Here is a 17,138-nt window from a genome sequence, read left to right as displayed (position 1 = left end):
GGGTCCCGGCCGCCATATATCTCTTCAGGCGGTCCCCAGGCGGGATCGCACATCGGAGCAAACCATGAACTGGCTTACCAATGTGGTCCGGCCGAAGATCCGCAACATGCTGCGGCGGGAGACGCCGGAGAATCTGTGGATCAAGTGCCCGGATTCCGGACAGCTCGTGTTCTACAAGGACGTCGAGGCCAACCAGTTCGTCATCCCCGGCTCGAACTATCATATGCGCATGAACGCGGTGGCGCGTCTGAAGTCGATTTTCGACAACGAGACCTGGTACGACGTCGCGCTGCCTGACGTCACGCCCGATCCGCTCAAGTTCCGTGACGAGAAGAAGTACGTGGATCGCATCAAGGATGCGCGCGCGCGAACCAACCTCAACGACGCGATCAAGGTCGGCTACGGCAAACTCGAAGGTGCCGCCGTCGTCGTCGCCGTGCAGGATTTCGACTTCATGGGCGGCTCGCTCGGCATGGCCGCGGGCGAAGCCATCGTGCGCGGGCTCGAGCTTGCGGTCGAGAAGAAATCACCCTTCATCGTGTTCGCCGCCAGTGGTGGCGCGCGCATGCAGGAAGGCATCCTGTCACTGATGCAGATGCCGCGAACCACGGTCGCGGTGCAGATGCTGCGTGAAGCAAAACAGCCCTACATCGTCGTGCTGACCAACCCGACCACCGGCGGCGTCACCGCGTCCTATGCGATGCTCGGCGACGTGCAGATCGCCGAGCCCGGTGCACTGATCGGTTTTGCCGGCGCGCGCGTGATCGAGCAGACCATTCGCGAAAAACTCCCCGAGGGTTTTCAGCGCGCCGAATATCTCAAGGAGCACGGCATGGTCGACATGGTCGTGCATCGCCACGAATTGCGCCCGACCCTGGCGCGGCTCTGCCGTCTGTTGACCAGGGCGCCGGCGCTGGAGAGTGGATCCAAACCGGTGCAGCCGGTCGTGAGCCCGGCGCAGATCGTATCGGCTCCCGAAACGGCGCCGGCCGCGCCGCACGCGTGAACGCTTCCTCTGACAGCGCAAAGCCGCCGCTCGGCGAATTGATCGGGCGGCTGTCGGCCCTGCATCAGAAACGCATCGATCTCGGGCTGGATCGGATGCACCGCCTGCTCGAGCGGCTCGGTCACCCCGAGCGCAAGCTGCCGCCGGTGATCCACATCGCCGGTACCAACGGCAAGGGCTCGACGCTGGCTTATCTGCGCGCGACGCTGGAAGCCGCAGGCCTGCGCGTCCACGCCTACACATCGCCCTATCTCGTTCGCATCAACGAATGTTTCCGGCTCGGCCGCGTCGGCGGCGGCGTGCTGGTCGATGACGACGAGTTGCGCGCGGCACTGGAAGAGGTCGAGCGTGTCAATGCCGGCGAGCCGGCCACACTGTTCGAGCTCAAGACGGCGGCTGCATTTCACCTGTTCGCGCAGAACCCGGCCGATGTGGTTCTGCTAGAGGTCGGCCTTGGGGGCCGGCTTGATTCAACCAATGTGGTTGACGCGCCGGCGGCCTGCGTGATCACGCCTATCAGCATGGACCACATGGATTTCCTCGGCGATACTTTGACGTCGATCGCCGGCGAAAAGGCTGCAATCATCAAGCAGGGCGTGCCCGTGGTGTGCGCCGAGCAGCCGGGTGAGGCGATGGCCGTGGTCGAGGCGCAGGCCAAGCGCATGCGGGCGCCGTTGTTTGCCGCGGGCGAGAGCTGGCATGTCAACGTCGAGAACGGGCGGCTGGTCTATTCTGACGAGCGCGGCTTGATGGATCTCACGGCGCCTCGCCTGTTCGGCCGCCACCAGTTCGACAATGCCGGTCTCGCCATCGCAACGCTGCGGGCCACCAACGCCTTCAAGATCAACCAAGCGGCGTTCGAGGCCGGGATCGTCGGTGCGGAATGGCCGGCACGGATGCAGCGCATCGCTTCGGGCGAGTTGCTCGCTCTCGGCCCGCAGGGCTCGGAGATCTGGCTCGACGGCGGCCACAATGCGGAAGGCGGCCGCGTTGCGGCGGCCGCGCTCGGCGATCTCGAAGAGCGGGTGTCGCGGCCGCTGGTCGTGATCGCGGGCATGATGGCCAACAAGGACGCGCAGGGTTTTCTCGCCAATTTCGCCGGTCTGACCCGTCACATCATCGCGGTGCCGATTCCCGACACCGACAACGCCATGCCGGTCGACCGCCTCACGGATGCCGCCCGCAGCCTCGGCATGCGGGTCGAGCCCGCGCCCGGCGTCGAGGCCGCACTGCGCGCCTTGGCGAAGCTCGCCTACGAAGTGCCGCCGCGCATCCTGATCACCGGCTCGCTCTATCTCGCCGGCCACGTGCTCGCTATCAACGGCACGCCTCCTGCATAGAGTTTGGGTAGCCCGGATGGAGCGAAGCGCAATCCGGGATTGTACCAAAAGCGACAAAGGCCCCGGATTACGCTTCACTCCATCCGGGCTACAGGAAGACCCATGCGTTTTGCAGCGATTGCCGACGTCCACGGAAATTACCTCGCGCTGGAAGCTGTGCTCGCCGACATCCGCGCGCAAGGCGTCTCCGACATCGTCGATCTCGGCGACATGCTGAGCGGCCCGCTCGATGCGCGCCGCACCGTCGAGGTCATGATGCGACTCGATGCCGTGCACGTGCTCGGTAATCACGATCGCTATCTGCTCGATCGTCCGCCGGAGAAGATGGGCTCGTGGGATCGCCCCGCCCATGCGCAACTCAACGCCGCGCAACTCGACTGGCTGCGTGCGCAGCCGATGACGCGCGTCTTTCGCGAGCAGGTGTTCCTCTGCCACGCGACGCCCGACAGTGACGAAGTCTATTGGCTCGATACGGTGCATCCGGATGGCGCGGTGGCGCTGTCGCCGCTCGATCGCATCGAGCAATTTGCGCAAGGCATCACGCAATCGCTGATCCTGTGCGCCCACACCCATCTCGCCCGTGCCGTGCGACTTCGAGATGGAAGGCTGATCGTCAATCCCGGCAGCGTCGGCAGCCCCGGCTATCGCGACAAGCATCCGTTCCCGCATGTCGTGGAGGCCGGTACGCCGCACGCGCGCTATGCGATTCTCGAGCTAACCGATGGTGCCTGGCAGCTCACGTTCCGCCAAGTCGTCTACGATCACGAGACGATGGCCGCGCTTGCTCGCCGCAACGGCCAGCCGGAGCTGGCGAACGCGCTGGCGACGGGATGGATTGCCTAGCGCCGTCGCCTCGTAGCCTGGATGGAGCGAAGCGCAATCCAGGAATCGTGCCACAAATGACGACGGCCCCGGATTACGCTGCGCTCCATCCGGGCTACCGGTTACGGCTGTTTCAACAGCTTCATCGGATCGGCCACCTTCTGCTTCAGCTGCTCGAAGCTGCATTGCCGCGGGGCCTTGTCGGGACGCCAGCGCAGAATCGAGGTGCCGTGGCGAAAGCGCTCGCCGCTGAAATGGTCGTAGCAAACCTCGATCACCAACTTCGGCTTGAGCGGACACCACTTGGCCGAGCGCTCGGTGGACCAGCGGCTCGGCCCGCCCGGCGCGTTGCCGGTGAAGCCCGGCTCGCCGATCAGCGCCTCCAGCCGATCGGTCAGATCGGGCTTGTCCGTCGCCTTGATCGCCGAGGTGAAGCCGACATGATGCAGGAGACCTTCGTCGTCATAGAGTCCGAGTAGCAGCGATCCCACCACCTTCCGGCCGGCGATCTTGTTGGTGGCATAGCGGAAGCCGCCGACCACGCAATCGGCGCTGCGGAATTTCTTGATCTTCTGCATGCCGTCGCGATTTCCCGCCTGGTAGGGCAGGTCGATGCGCTTGGCGATGACGCCGTCCGAGCCGCCGCCGGATTGCGCCAGCCATTTCCTCGCAATGGCGTAGCTCGTGGTCGCCGGTGAGAGGCGGAAGATGCTGCCTTTCAGATGGGCCTTGGCAAACGCTTCCAGCGCCGGCCGTCGTTCGCTCAGCGGCTGCTCGGCAAGTTGTTTCTCCCGGGCCGTCGCAAGCAGATCGAACGCGAGATAGAGCGCCGGCGTCTCCTCCGAGAGCTTGTTCACGCGGCTCGCTGCAGGGTGGATGCGTTGCAGCAGAGCGTCGAAGGAAAACCCCTTGCCGTGCGGCACGACGATCTCGCCGTCGAGCGTGAAGCGATCCGCCTTCAGCTTCAGCGCCGTCGCGACAATCTCGGGGAAATAGCGTGCGAGGTCCTCGCCGGATTTCGAACGCAGATCAATACTGCCGCCGTCGCGCGACAGCAGGCAGCGGAAGCCATCCCATTTCGGCTCGTATTGCCACTCCTTGCCGCGCGGGATCTCGTCGACCGAGCGCGCCTCCATCGCCACGAGGGACGTCGACTTTCGCGCGCGCTTTGCGGGAGGGGGAGGCAACAGGCGGGACTCATCATACGCTGGACATGTCCCATCAACGCAAAACGGCCGGCTTTCGCCGGCCGCTTCCAAAAATATTCTTCCGCGAGGCGGATCAGACCGCGGAGGTGATCCACTGCTGCAGCTTCGCCTTCGGCGCCGCGCCAACCTGGCGGGAGGCCATCTCGCCGCCCTTGAAGATCATCAGGGTCGGGATCGACATCACGCCGTATTTCGACGCGGTCTTCGGGCTCTCGTCGACATTGAGCTTCACGATCTTGACCTTGTCGCCCATCGCACCGGCGATCTCGTCGAGCGCGGGTGCGATCATGCGGCAGGGGCCGCACCATTCGGCCCAGAAATCGACGACCACGGGGCCGTTTGCCTTGAGCACTTCGGCTTCGAAATCGGTGTCAGAAACCTTACCAACGGCCATGGGAGTACCTCGTACCTGAGAGAAGGGCGCGACGGGAATCGCGCCCGAGATCATGGCGTCAACCTATGAATGGCTCCTTGCCGGGTCAAGGACGCTCACACCGAGATGAAGAGATGCCAGCGCCGCGTCCAGCGCGGGAGCCGAAATCTCCATATATTCAAGGGCCTCGGTCCAGAGCAGGACGGCGCGGATCGGCTTTTGGGGATAAAGCCGCGATAGCACCGCCCGATATAGCGCCAGCTGGCGGACATAGGCGGCGGGCGCCGCATGGGCGCTCTTGGAAGCCGCCTGATTGGTCTTGAAATCGACGATCAAGACCTCATCCGGCCGAACGACCAGCCGGTCGATCTGGCCGGACACCAGCGCGGGAGCGTGGCCCGGCCGTTCCAGCCTGCCGACAATCGCGACCTCCGCCCGGCTGCCGGCGGCAAACACGGGGGCAAACCGTGGTTCGGCGATCAAGGCGAGCACCTTGTCGGCCAGCGCGGCCCGGTCGGCCTCCGCCCAGTCCGCGGCATTGCGCGCCATGAAGCCGAGCGCGGCCTCGCGCCGACGCTCGGTGGGGATGTCGGGGAGCGATTGCAGCAGCCGGTGCACCAGCGTGCCGCGTTGCAGCGCGAGCGCGCGGGACTGCACTGATTCGCCCGACAGCACGGTGCGGCCTTCCCCGGACGGCTGGCCGGAGGGGCGCACCGGATCGTCTTCGATGGTCTCGGGCGGTACCGGCGTCCGCAGCCAGACCGGGAGCGCGGTCGTCTGGTCCAACGAGATCGCGGGCGTGCCCAGCGCCACGACATCCTCCGGTCGGGAGAAGCGCGTTACCTTTCCCAGCGGCGTCTCGATCGTCTCTTTCGCCAGGCCCGAGCCGGCGAGCCCGGTGTCGACCAGATCGTACCAGCTCAGCTTGCGGACCGTCTTCATGTTGCCGGGCATGCAGCCGCCGACGATGAGCCGGTCGGCGGCGCGCGTCATCGCGACGTAGAGCAGGCGGCGGTATTCGTCCTCGGTCTCCTCGAGCATCGCCTTGCGGGCGTCGGCGACGGGCTTGGGATCGTCCGCCTTGCGTCCGGCCCAGACCACCACCTCGCCGCCATTGCCGCGCGGGACCTGGATCAGCCGGAGCCGCTGCGAATCCGCGGGCGACGATGTGGTGTCGACCATGAACACGACCGAGGCCTCCAGGCCCTTGGCGCCGTGCACGGTCATCACCCGCACCTCGTCGCGCGAGATCTCCATGTCGCGCTTCACCTCAGTATCGGCCGAGCGCAGCCAGGCCATGAAACCCTGCAGCGAGGCCGGCGCCTTGCGCTCGTAATTCAGCGCCAGCTCCAGGAACTCATCGAGCGCGTCATTGGCCTCATGGCCGAGCCGGCGCAGCATGCGCGCGCGTCCGCCGTCGCCCCCGAGCAACCAGGCGTAAAAGGCGAACGGCGTCTCCTCGCGGGCTCGGGTTTCGCAGGCTTCGAGGCGTCGCAACGCCGCAGTGAATGTCTCGCTTGTCGGGGCATGTTCGCCGAGCGCGCGGCGCAGCGATCCCTTGCGGTCATGGGCCAGCTGGAACAGATCGTCGTCATCGAGCCCGAACAGCGGGCTCTTCAGCGCCACCGCGAGCGCGAGATCGTCCTGCGGCAGCAGCAGCGCGTCCGCAAGATTCATTAGGTCGATGATTCCGATGTGCTCAGTGAGCTTGAGCCGATCGGCGCCGGCGACCGGAACGTTGGCGTGCTTCAGCGCCTGGATCACTGCATCGAACGCGTTGCCGCGGCGGCGCACCAGGATCAGCATGTCGCCATAACGCAGGGGACGCCGCTCGCCCTCGTGGCCCGTCAGCGTGCCGCTCTCGACCAGCCGCTTGATCTCGGTCTGGATCCGGCGCGCGAGCTTCACCTCGGGGCTGGTGGCGGCGACGCCGTCGAACGGCGCGCGCCAGCCCTCGATCTCCTGCCTGTCGTCGGCTTCCGCAAGGTCCCAGAGCTCGATCACGCTGGGACCTGCATCGCCGAGAGCGTTGTGCAGGGGATGACCGGTCTCGAGCGAATGGATGCTCTTGTAGATCGCGGGCTCGCGGAAGACGTGGTCCACCGAATGCAGGATCGCGGCGCCGGAGCGGAACGAATAGGTGAAGGCGACCGGATCGAATTTCAGTCCGGCCGCCGTGAACTTGCGGTGCAGCTCGCGTCGGCGTGCGTCGAACTCCCGGGGCTGAGCACCCTGAAAGGAGAAAATCGACTGCTTCTCGTCGCCGACAGCGAAGACGGTGCGATTCAGGCCTTCGCGCGCACCTTCGCCGGCGGTGAATTCCGAGATGATGTGCGCGACGATGTCCCATTGCCGCGGGCTGGTGTCCTGGGCTTCGTCGATCAGCACGTGATCGACGCCGCGGTCGAGCTTGTAATGCACCCAGCCCGAGGAAACGCGGTCGAGCATCGCCAGCGTCTTGTCGATCAAATCGTCATAGTCGAGCAGGCCGCGCTCCTGCTTCTCGTGACGGTAGTTTGCGGCGGCGGCGGTTGCGATATGCAGCAGGGCCGCGCTGCGGTCGCGCATGGTCACCGTGCGGCGCTTCTCGATCAATCCTGCCAGGCGTTGCGCCTCGTTCTCGAACAGGCGGGCGACGGATGGTTTCTGCTCGCCGAACTTCTTGGTCAGCACCGCCTTGCGCGGCAGCTTTTCGTCGGTCAGGAAGACGCAGAGATAGGCATCGACCTGCGCGGCACCGGAAAACGCCTTTGCTTCGCGGAGCCGGCTGGCCTGGTCGTTGTCGGACTTGCTGCCGTCTTCCAGCGCGAAGGCGATGTCGTCCCAGCGCGATCGCGGCAGATACGGGCCGTCGAGAATCTCCGTCTCGACATCCTCGATGCGGTCGTTTGCGTCCACGCCCAGCACGGCCGCCATCTGCGCAGCAGCGGCCTCGGCGTTGCCGGCCTCATCGGTCCAGGCCATGAAGTGGTCGCGGCTGAGACATGCCTCGCGCACGACCTCCTTGAAGGTGACGTCGGCGGCGCTCGCCATCGCGGTCTGCAGCGCGCGGCCGGTGATGCTTTCAGGGTCGCGCGCGGCCTCCAGCAGCACCTTCAGATTGGCGCGCTCCATCATGTCGGTCTGGTCGCGCTCGTCGATCACGGCAAAGCGCGCGGGGACATTGGCCTCGAACGGAAACTGCTGGAGCAGGCGCGTGCACAGCGCGTGGATGGTCTGCACCTTCAACCCGCCCGGCGTCTCCAGCGCGCAGGCGAACAGCTTGCGCGCTTCGCGCCGCAGTTTTCGGTCCGGATGGGGAATGCCGACGTCACGGATCGCCGCATCGAGCGCGGTGTCGTCGAGCGTCACCCAATGCCCGAGCGTGGTGAACACGCGCTCGGCCATGTTGGCGGCAGCCGCCTTGGTGAAGGTGATGCAGAGGATCTTTTCCGGCGGCACGCCCGAGAGCAGCAGGCGGATCACGCGCTGCACCAGCACATGCGTTTTGCCCGAGCCGGCATTGGCCGACACGAAGGCCGACGCGGTCGGATCCGATGCGCGCGCCTGTCGCGCGCGCAACTCATCCGGGATGGGGCGCGGTGCCTTCACCATTCCTCGATCCCCAATCCACCGGCCGCGGACCATTCCTTGATCCGGGCGAGATCGTCATAGGCGCCGTAGCGGTTGGTCCACATCGGCAGGTTCAAGGAGGTATAGGGCTGGTTCTCGTCGTCGAAGGCGCGAATCAGCGCCTCGAGCTTGGCCCTGGCCTCAGCAGCCGCGGTGTCCGGCGGCTGCGGCTCGTCGCCTTGCCTATACTTGAGCTCGAGAACGCGCTCCTCGCCCGGCGGATTGTTGCCGCTCAGGCGAACATAGACGAGCTGGCTCACGGACGCACCAGCATCGATGTCGGGAAAACCGCCCTCGCGCAGGATCGCGGCTTCCAGCGTGAGCTGCGGCGACAGGCCCATGCGGACCTGCTTGCCGGTCGGTGGCTGGCCGGTCTTGTAGTCGAGGATAGCGTAGCCGCCGCCTTGGCGCCGTTCGATGCGGTCGGCGCGAGCGGAGAGACGGAAGCTGCGCCCATGGTCGAGCGGGATCGAGATTTCGCCGCGGGTTTCCGCGGTGATCACCTCGATCGCGCCGCGCCGCGCCGTCTCCCATTCGCCGAACCAGCGCGCGATGCGCTGGAAGCGCGGCCACCACAGCGCCCGCGCCTCGGGTCGCTCCATCAATGGCGCAAAGTATTTTTCGCCGATCGCGCGCAGCACGCGTGAGGGATCATCTGGCAGATCGGTGGCGTAGCGTTCCGTGAACTCGCCGAGCGCATCATGGATTGCCGAGCCGCGGTCGGCGGCCGACAGCGGCATGTCGACGGGATCGAGCGCGTCGAGCCGCAAAATGTGTTTTGCGTAGATCGTATAGGGATCGCGCAGCCAGTCCTCGATCCCGGTCACAGACATCCTGAGCGGCCGGGTCGCGCGGGGCGGTCGCGGCTCGGGCTGCTTGATCGGTCTCACCTCGTCGGGCTGGTCCAGCGCGGCTGCGAACCGCACGTATTTCTCGCCCGCGCGAATCGCGGCCTTCCAGTGCGCATCGCCCGCGACCGCCTCTAACCGATGCAGGAAGCGCGAGGCGACCGCCGGCGCACCGCCGGCCTTGGCGGAGTGGGTGAGGATGACCTCGTCGCCACCGAGCAGTTGCGCAAAATCGTGGGCGGAGAGGCCGATGCGGCGTTCCGGCAGATCGAGGCCGAGCTGGTGCCGCATCGGTCGGCTCAGCCACGGATCGATCCGCGGCGCCGGTGGCCAGACCCCCTCGATCAGGCCGCCAACGATGATGCGGTCGGCCTGCATCAGGCGCGATTCCAGCGGGCCGTAGATCTGCAAGCGCGCGCCCGGCCTGTCCCGCCGCCGCACCGCGCGATCGCTGAACGCGGTCTGGAAGACGTCTGCGTAGTCGGGCAGCGTGACCATCAATCCGCTGGTCGTGCCGCCGCGCAGGAGATCGTCGAAGGCGCTCGCGAGCGCGAGGCCTTCGCGCTCCTCGAACGCCAGCGGGATGCCCTGCTCGTCGCGCGACAGCTCGATCATGATCTCGCGATGCCGATGCGCGAGTTCGGCGAAGTCATATGGTCTTGATGATGCAAGACTCTCGATCGGCGCCAAGGCTTGTCGTAAGCCATCGATCAGCACCTGAATGCGATCGAGGTCTTCGGCCTTGAGACGTGCACGCGGCTCGGCCTTGTGCAGCGCGGAGACCTCGCTGCGCCACAGCTTTGCCAGTTCCTCGCGAAAGCGATTGAATTCGCGCAACAGGCCGGCGGTGCCCGCGGGCGGGCGCGTGCCGCGCAACAAAGCGAGCTCCAGGTCTTCGATCGCCGCCTTCCATGCACCAGACGCCCGGCCGATCCGGCATAGCGGATGCTTCAGCATCGCCAGCAGCGTCGGCGGCTCCAATCCCTTGGTCGCAGCCTCCGCTGTCAGTCGCGCAAAGACGCCGGCGGCGGTTTCCATCAGGACATCGCCGCCGGAATCATCGAATGCGAGATCCCATCGTGTCAGCGCAGCCATCACCCGCCGCGCCAGCGCGCGATCGGGCGTGACCAGCGCCGCGGATTTGTCGAGGTGCCGCGCCTCGCGCATCGCGATGGCGATGGCGAGCGCTTCCATTTCCGGGTTGGGGGCTTCGACAACCGCGAGGTTCTTCATGCCGCCGGTGATCTTCGCGGCCACATCCGGCTGCTTCAGCCGGTCGTGCCATATCTCGGTCTTGGCCGAGGGCCGCATCGATTCCGACGCCAGCAGATCGCGACCGCCTTCCGCCGGTGGCTGGAGACTATCGACGTCGCTGCGCTTGATGCCAAACCGATCCAGCAGCGCGTGCATGGCATATTGCGGATGGTTCGAGACCGGGTGCTCAGCGAACTTGCCGAGCGAATCGCGTACGCCGCCGATGCTGCGCCATGCATCGTCGTCGAGATCAGTGTCGAGGCCGGGCAGCACCACGGCGCCATGCGGCAGCGAGGCGACTGTATGGAGAAATCTTGCCGTGGCCGGCATCGAGCCGGTCGAACCGGCCGCGATCACGGGGCCTTGGTGATGCGCGGTCAGCCGCTTGGCTTCGGCATCGATCAGGAGGTCGCGGCGGGCAGCGGGCTCGATGCGTTTGATTTCGGCGAGATGACCCGGCCAAGCGATGCGCGCGATACGCAAAAATTCAAGCGAGTGCTGCCAGTACCGGTCGAGCATATCAGGTACGAGGCCATCGAGCGCGCTCCAGTCGACGCCGCGCGTGACCATGTCGTCGATCAGACGCGCGAGATCGGAAGCCAGCGCCAGCGTCGAGGCGGGGCCCCCGACGACCAGCGGAGACAGCACCGGGCCCTTGGCCCAGGCCGCGACGAGCTGCGCCAGTGTCAGCCGCCGTTCGAGCTCGCCGAGCCGCGGCGGAATGTCGAGCGGCGTTGCGCCGGAAAACTGTTCGCCCTCATCGGCGAAAGCGAGCTCATCCTCGTCGATGTCGCCGAGCGCGACGATGCGCGGCAGCACGACCGCATCCGCCTTCATCTCGTCGAGGAAGATCTCGCGGACGACGCGCATGGCGCGCCGTGTCGGCAGGTACAGCGTGGCGTCCGCCAGCCGCGCCGGTTCCTTGCGCGCCTCAAAGCCCTCGACCAGCCGGCCGTCGAGCAGGCTGGAGACGACGGTGCGCAGGAACGGAACTGAGATGGGAACGCTGAAAACGCGCATGAGCTGCCTGATTCGGGAATCAGGCGCCAATATAGGGAGGCGGACTCAAATGGATATGGGTGGAGGGAGATAGTCCCCGCTGTTCGCCGGACCAGAACAGGTGCCGTAGGGTGGGCAAAGGCGCAACGCGCCGTGCCCACCATGTTTCCGCGAATTTCAGCTTAGATGGTGGGCACGCTTCGCTTTGCCCACCCTACGGCACCGTGCGCGAGAGCGGCCCTACGCCACGCTCTCCAGAAACGCCTCTTCGGCCGCGTGGACGGCATCAGGCGTGCCGACATGCATCCAGACGCCGTCGAGGCGAAGGCCGAACAGCCGCTCCTGCTCGTTGGCACGGTCGAACATCTTGGTCAGCGAGAACTCGCCCGTGGGGGCATCGGCGAAGATCGACGGCGACAGGATCGCCGCGCCGGCATAGACGAACGGAACGACCTCTTTTTCCTTGCGCTTGCGCAGGGCGCCGTCCGCCAGCATGCCGTAATCGCCGCGGCCGCTATAGCCGATGCTGGTCGCCGTCGGCGCCATCAGCAGCAAAATGTCCATGCGCTCAGGGTCGAAGTTTTCGGCGAGCCGCGTCAGGTTCGAGCGCACGCCGTCGATCCACAGCGTGTCGGAATTGACGTGAAAGAACGGTGCGTCCCCGAGCAGCGGCAGTGCCTTGACCACGCCGCCACCGGTGCCGAGCACCTGGTTGCGCTCGTCCGAGATGGTCACGCGCGGATGCTGGCGGGATGCGGTGTGATCGATGATCTGGTCCGGCAGATAGTGCACGTTGACCACCGCCTCGCTCACTCCGGCGTGGGCGAGCTTGTCGAGCACGTGGTCGAGCAGCGGCTGGCCGGCCACCGGAACCATCGGTTTCGGCATCTTGTCCGTCAACGGACGCATGCGCAGGCCGAACCCTGCGGCGAGCACCATGGCTTTGGTCGGTTTGACGGACATCCTTCGCTTTCTCAGACCTACTGATTTCGCGTTCGCAGCAATCCTAACACGAGGTTCGACTGACCGCACCGCGTCTTAATCGCCTTAACCACCTGCCGTGACGCTTGTACGACGGGTGTTGCCGTTACGCCCCGATGGATGTGGAACGCGTCTTTTTCTTCTTGTCGCCGAGCTTGAGAAAGTTGACGCCGATCTGGTCGCCATTGACCCAGGCGAGCTCGCAGCGTCGGTACGCAAGTCCGGTGGACGACAGCAGCAGAAAAAACTCCTTCAGATGCAAGCCTTCGACTGAGCCGTCGATGGTCAGCTTGGCGCCGCTGTCGGAGACGTCCTCCATGGTGCAATCGCGCCGCCAGGTGCCGTCGATACCCATCATCTGGGCTGCGATCCCGCGTTCGAAAACAACCCGGCTGTTGCCGCGCTGGTCCGTCTTCACCGCCATCTGCCCTGCTCCAGCCCCGTAATCATCCGGCTGCCTCGCCGCTAGATTACCGGTGTCTTGGCTAACAGCCGGTAAATCGGGCCCCGAATCAGCCTTTTCCGCCCCTGCTAGCCTTTTCAGCCTTGGGCCTCAGCCTTGGGCCGGCCTTCGGGGTGGCGGGACATTGGCGAGATACCAGTCGCGCAGATGGGCGAGCGCGGGATGCGCCAGCGAGCGCTGGAGATAGGTCCAGATCCGCGGCTGGTGACGCAGATAATGCGGCTTGCCGTCGCGGCGGTTGAGGCGGGCGAAGGTGCCGAGCAGACGCGTGTTCCGCTGCGCCGACATGATGGCGTAGAGCTCCGCGAAGCCGGCCGCGTCGAAGCTCGCGGCGCTGGCGCGGCGCGCCTTGATGTAGCGCGACAGCAGCGTCAGTTCGATCGCCTCGGGCACATCGATGCGGGCGTCCTGGAGCAGCGACACCACGTCGTAGGATTGCGGCCCCAGCACGGTGTCCTGGAAATCGATCACGCCGACGCGTTCGATGCCGGTGCGATTCCCGAGCCAGATCAGGTTCGGGGAGTGATAGTCGCGGATGATCCACGTCTTCGGCGAGGCCTGCGGCTTCTGCAGCAGCTCGCGCCACATCGCGAAAAATTCGGCGCGCTTCCCGTCGTCCAGCGGCGCGTTGCGATCGGGCAGGTACCATTCCGGCATCAACCCAATTTCGGTCAGCAGTGCCTCGGTATCGAAGACGGGAATGGCGTAGGTCTGCCCCCCGAGCGGCAGCGTCTCCGGCAGCGTCTTGCCGTGCAGCACGGCTAGCAAATCGACGGCGGCTTCGTAGCGTTCGGTGATCGGGCGGGGCGGATCGCCCTCGATCACGCCTTCGCTGCCGAAGTCTTCGCTGATCAGGAATCCGTGGTCGAGGTCGGAATGATGGATCGCGGGCGCGGAGATTCCCTGCGCGCGCAGGCCCTCATCGATGGCGACGAAGGGTTTGATGTTTTCGGCGAGATGCACCGCGGCGCTGTAGGATTTTCCGTTGTACATCGCAGCGCCATCCGGGCGCTGCGGCGAGTTCATGAGGATGACGATCTCGTCGTCGCGCAGCAGCCGCGCATAGGAGCGCGTCGAGGCGTCGCCTGCCATCCGCTTGCGCGTTGCCTCCATGTAGCCGGATGCATCGAGGAATTCTCGCAGCGCCTTTAGCCGCGCGACGATGGCGGCAGCCTTGCCATGGCCGGTGATGTCGGCGGCGCGTGCGTTCGAGCCCAGTGCCGGCCGGTGCGTCAGCGCGATGTCGATGCGGTCTTGAGGCATCGCCGAGGGCGCGCGCTCCGGCCATTCGATCAGGACGAGGGTTGCTTCCGGCAGCGGCGACAGCCCGATCTCTTCGAGCTCGCTCTCGTCCTCGACGCGGTAGAGGTCGGCATGCATCACCGGGAATGGCGGCAGCTCGTAGCCCTGCACCAGCGTGAAGGTCGGGCTCGGCACTTCCAGTGCATCGTCGCCGGCGAGGTAGCGGATCATGGCTCGCGCCGCCGCGGTCTTGCCGGCCCCGAGATCGCCGGTGAGCGTGATGACATCGCCGGGGCCGACCAGCAGCGCGAGGTCGGCCATCAATTGCGCAGTGGCCGTCTCGTTGTGGAGCGCGACGGAGAATGTGGCTGGCGCAGTCATTCGGCGGCGTCGCGATGCGCCGCCTGGTCGGTCGGGAAATCACAGATCACGACCGTGCCCCTGCCCACGATCGAATCGACCCGGATGTTGCCGCCATGCAGCTCGACGAAGGAGCGCACCAGCGACAGGCCGAGCCCGGCGCCGCGATGACGCGAGCCCTGCGAGCGGCTCTCGAACCAGTTGAACACCTTGTCCTTCATGTCGGCAGGTATTCCAGGCCCGGAATCTGTCACCGTGAAGACCACACTGCGTTCGGTGCGGCGGGCGCTGATGCCGACGGTGGAATCCGGTGGAGAAAACCCGACGGCATTGGCAAGGAGGTTATAGAGCACCTGCACCACGCGCTTCTCGTCGCCGGTGAAGCTGCCGACATCGGGCGCGATCTCGACCTTGAGGCGGATGCGGTCGGTGGCGAGCCGGTCCTGGAGACCCTCGGCGGCGAGCTCGATGGTCTTGCTGACGTCGACCGGGCCGAGTTCCAGCTTCATGGCGCCGGCGTCGATGGTGGCGAGATCCAGGATGTTGTTGGTCAGCGCCAGCAGCGCATTGGTCGATTTGGTGACGTAGTCGAGATATTCGGCCTGTTTCGGCGTCAGCGGCCCGGTCGAGGGATCGCTGAGGAAATGCGCGAAGCCGATGATGGTGGTGAGCGGCGAGCGCAGCTCGTAGGAGACATGGTGGACGAAATCCACCTTCATCTGGTCGGCGGCCTCCAGCGCCTCGTTGCGCTCGCGCAGCGCGCGCTCGACGTTCTCGGTGTCGGTGATGTCCTGGAACGTCAGCATCGTTGCGCCGTCGTGCAGGGGCCGGATCATGCCGTCGAGCACGCTGCCGTCCTTGCGCTCCAGCTTCAGCGGAACGTCGGCGCGGCTCTCGATCGAGGTGACGGCCTCGCGGATCTGCCGCCAGACGATCGCGTCATCGAACAGCTGATGGCACCAGCCCTCGACGGTCTGGATGTGCGGCTCGTCGCGCATGGCGTCAGCGGACAGCTTCCACATCCGGACGAAGGCCGGGTTGAACAGCTGCGCCTTGCCGTTGCTGCCGAACACCGCGACGCCCTCGGCGAGGCTGTCCAGCGTCTCGCGCTGGACCCGGATCATGCCGTCGAAGCGGCGGGCAAGCTCGAGGCTCTCGGTGACGTCGTCGAACAGATAAGTGACGCCGCCTTCGGGGTTCGGCGTGGTGACGACGGAGAGCGCGCGGCCGTCGGGCAGGTACCAGGTGTCCTTGGCAGCCTCGACCGCCCGATAGGCCTCGTGCAGCTTCGCCTTCCAGGCGCGGAAGTCCGGCTGCTCCGGCAATTTGCGCGCGGCGCGGAGCTTGTCGAGCACGCTGGAATCGTCAGGGTTGGCGTCGAGGAAGGTGCGGTCGAGGTCCCACAGCTGGCGGTAGGAATCATTGTAGAAGGCAAGCCGGCGCTGGCCGTCGAACACGGCAACGCCGGAGGAGAGCTGGTCGAGCGTGCGGCGATGCGCTTCCGCCATCCGCACCAGCGCCGAGCTCAAGGCATCCGCTTCGCTGGCATCAATGGCAACGCCGACATTGCCGCCGCCGACATTGACGGCGCGCACGTCGTAGATGCGCCGCTCGCCGCCGATCACGATCGGCAGGCGCGAGGTGAAATTGGCCGTTTCCTTCAGCCCCCGCTCCATCGCGGTGCGGTCGGCGCTGTCGAGCAGCTCGAGCTTGCGCTCCTGGGCGTCGGTGATGCTGGCCGCCTCGGTCGCACGGACATAGGCGGGGTTGGCGTAAGCCAGCGCGCCGTTCTCGCCCTTGGCCCAGATCGGCCAGGGTGCGGCGGTCGCGAAGCCGCGCAGCATTTCCGTCTCGTCGGAGAGGGCCTTGTAACGCAGATTGGTCTCGGCCAGATCGCGGCGGAGCCCTGAGAGCTCGCGAATCCTGACGATGGCCTGGCCGCCGATGGCGCGGCCGATCGCCTCCAGCGTGTGGCCATGCGCGGTGGTGAGCGTCAGCTGGAACCCGTCGCCGCGGTCGCGCAGCGCATCGACCGCGTGATCCATCCGGAGCGCCGGTTCCGGCGGCAACCAGGTTCCAAACGCGAGCACGCGCTGTGGAGAGGAGTCGCGCGGCAGCACCATGGAGATGTCACCGGAGATCTGCGCGCGATTGTCGCCGGCCGGCCAGGAGATCAGGATCTGCGGCTCGGCGAACAGCAGTGCGCCGAAGCGGTCGGCCTGGAGCTGGAGTTCCCCGATCCGGGCGCGCAGCCGCGCCTCATTCTTCGCCGTGCGCACGCGCGTGCGCATCAGGAGGATCGCGGCGACCACCGAGAAGCCGAGCAAGGCCAGCGCGGTGGCCAGCACCGCGAGTTCCTGCCGGTTGAAATCCAGCAATGCTGAGAGTGTGTCGACGAGGTCGGCGGCCTCAGCCGGCGCAGCCGGCAGCAGCGCTGCGAGAGCGCTTCCCAACAAGCCGTTGCGCACGAGCGATGTGCACGACAGCAGCGTCCGACGCATCGACACGATCACGCCTGACATAGTTGCCCCAAGATCGCACGAATTTGCGCGCGGCGACCCCCGTCGCGCGCGAATCAAACGACAATACCCTCACCGTGACTCCACCGGTAAGAGTCCAGACCGTGAACG

11 protein-coding genes are annotated in these 17,138 nt (G+C 66.1%); 3 read left to right on the top strand and 8 right to left on the bottom strand.

What is annotated here, in order from left to right:
- Window positions 1-64 precede the first annotated feature (64 nt).
- The 3 genes from accD to ABIB90_RS04330 all read left to right on the top strand — a co-directional run bounded on the left by accD (window position 65) and on the right by ABIB90_RS04330 (window position 3,189).
- Window positions 65-1,006, top strand: coding sequence for an acetyl-CoA carboxylase, carboxyltransferase subunit beta (gene accD / locus ABIB90_RS04340; protein ID WP_007598402.1), 942 nt, complete (start codon window positions 65-67; stop codon window positions 1,004-1,006).
- Entirely contained in the window at window positions 1,003-2,346 is a 1,344-nt protein-coding gene (locus ABIB90_RS04335; protein WP_354200286.1) for a bifunctional folylpolyglutamate synthase/dihydrofolate synthase, read from the top strand. The genes accD and ABIB90_RS04335 overlap by 4 nt, the downstream gene beginning before the upstream one ends.
- A 102-nt stretch (window positions 2,347-2,448) precedes the next feature.
- The gene (locus ABIB90_RS04330; protein WP_354200285.1) at window positions 2,449-3,189 is read left to right on the top strand and encodes a metallophosphoesterase family protein; all 741 of its coding nucleotides are present in this window, start codon (window positions 2,449-2,451) and stop codon (window positions 3,187-3,189) included.
- A 101-nt stretch (window positions 3,190-3,290) separates the two neighbouring features.
- Here ABIB90_RS04330 and ABIB90_RS04325 read toward each other — a convergent pair whose 3' ends face one another.
- The 8 genes from ABIB90_RS04325 to ABIB90_RS04290 all read right to left on the bottom strand — a co-directional run bounded on the left by ABIB90_RS04325 (window position 3,291) and on the right by ABIB90_RS04290 (window position 17,030).
- Complete coding sequence (locus ABIB90_RS04325; protein ID WP_354200387.1) at window positions 3,291-4,304, bottom strand: ATP-dependent DNA ligase; 1,014 nt, start codon at window positions 4,302-4,304, stop codon at window positions 3,291-3,293.
- 145 nt (window positions 4,305-4,449) lie between these two features.
- On the bottom strand, window positions 4,450-4,770 hold the full coding sequence (gene trxA, locus ABIB90_RS04320) for a thioredoxin (RefSeq protein WP_007598398.1): 321 nt from the start codon (window positions 4,768-4,770) through the stop codon (window positions 4,450-4,452).
- Window positions 4,771-4,833: 63 nt separating this feature from the next.
- Window positions 4,834-8,343 carry a double-strand break repair helicase AddA gene (gene addA, locus ABIB90_RS04315; RefSeq protein ID WP_354200284.1) on the bottom strand — a complete coding sequence of 1,170 codons (3,510 nt, stop codon included), beginning with the start codon at window positions 8,341-8,343 and terminating at the stop codon, window positions 4,834-4,836.
- Complete coding sequence (gene addB, locus ABIB90_RS04310) at window positions 8,337-11,483, bottom strand: double-strand break repair protein AddB (RefSeq protein ID WP_354200283.1); 3,147 nt, start codon at window positions 11,481-11,483, stop codon at window positions 8,337-8,339. Before addB ends, addA begins: the two co-directional genes overlap by 7 nt.
- A gap of 219 nt (window positions 11,484-11,702) precedes the next feature.
- Window positions 11,703-12,425, bottom strand: a complete 723-nt coding sequence (locus ABIB90_RS04305; RefSeq protein ID WP_007598395.1) for a nucleotidyltransferase family protein — start codon at window positions 12,423-12,425, stop codon at window positions 11,703-11,705.
- A gap of 124 nt (window positions 12,426-12,549) precedes the next feature.
- Window positions 12,550-12,867 carry a PilZ domain-containing protein gene (locus ABIB90_RS04300; protein WP_007598394.1) on the bottom strand — a complete coding sequence of 106 codons (318 nt, stop codon included), beginning with the start codon at window positions 12,865-12,867 and terminating at the stop codon, window positions 12,550-12,552.
- 129 nt (window positions 12,868-12,996) lie between these two features.
- Window positions 12,997-14,529 carry a tRNA (adenosine(37)-N6)-threonylcarbamoyltransferase complex ATPase subunit type 1 TsaE gene (gene tsaE / locus ABIB90_RS04295; protein WP_354200282.1) on the bottom strand — a complete coding sequence of 511 codons (1,533 nt, stop codon included), beginning with the start codon at window positions 14,527-14,529 and terminating at the stop codon, window positions 12,997-12,999.
- Window positions 14,526-17,030, bottom strand: a complete 2,505-nt coding sequence (locus ABIB90_RS04290; RefSeq protein WP_354200281.1) for a sensor histidine kinase — start codon at window positions 17,028-17,030, stop codon at window positions 14,526-14,528. The genes tsaE and ABIB90_RS04290 overlap by 4 nt, the downstream gene beginning before the upstream one ends.
- Window positions 17,031-17,138 lie beyond the last annotated feature (108 nt).

The organism is Bradyrhizobium sp. JR4.1 (assembly GCF_040548605.1).
In the GTDB taxonomy this organism is placed as follows: Bacteria; Pseudomonadota; Alphaproteobacteria; order Rhizobiales; family Xanthobacteraceae; genus Bradyrhizobium; species Bradyrhizobium canariense.
Note: the sequence above shows the minus strand (reverse complement) of the source record. Positions and strands in the feature narration are given on the sequence as shown.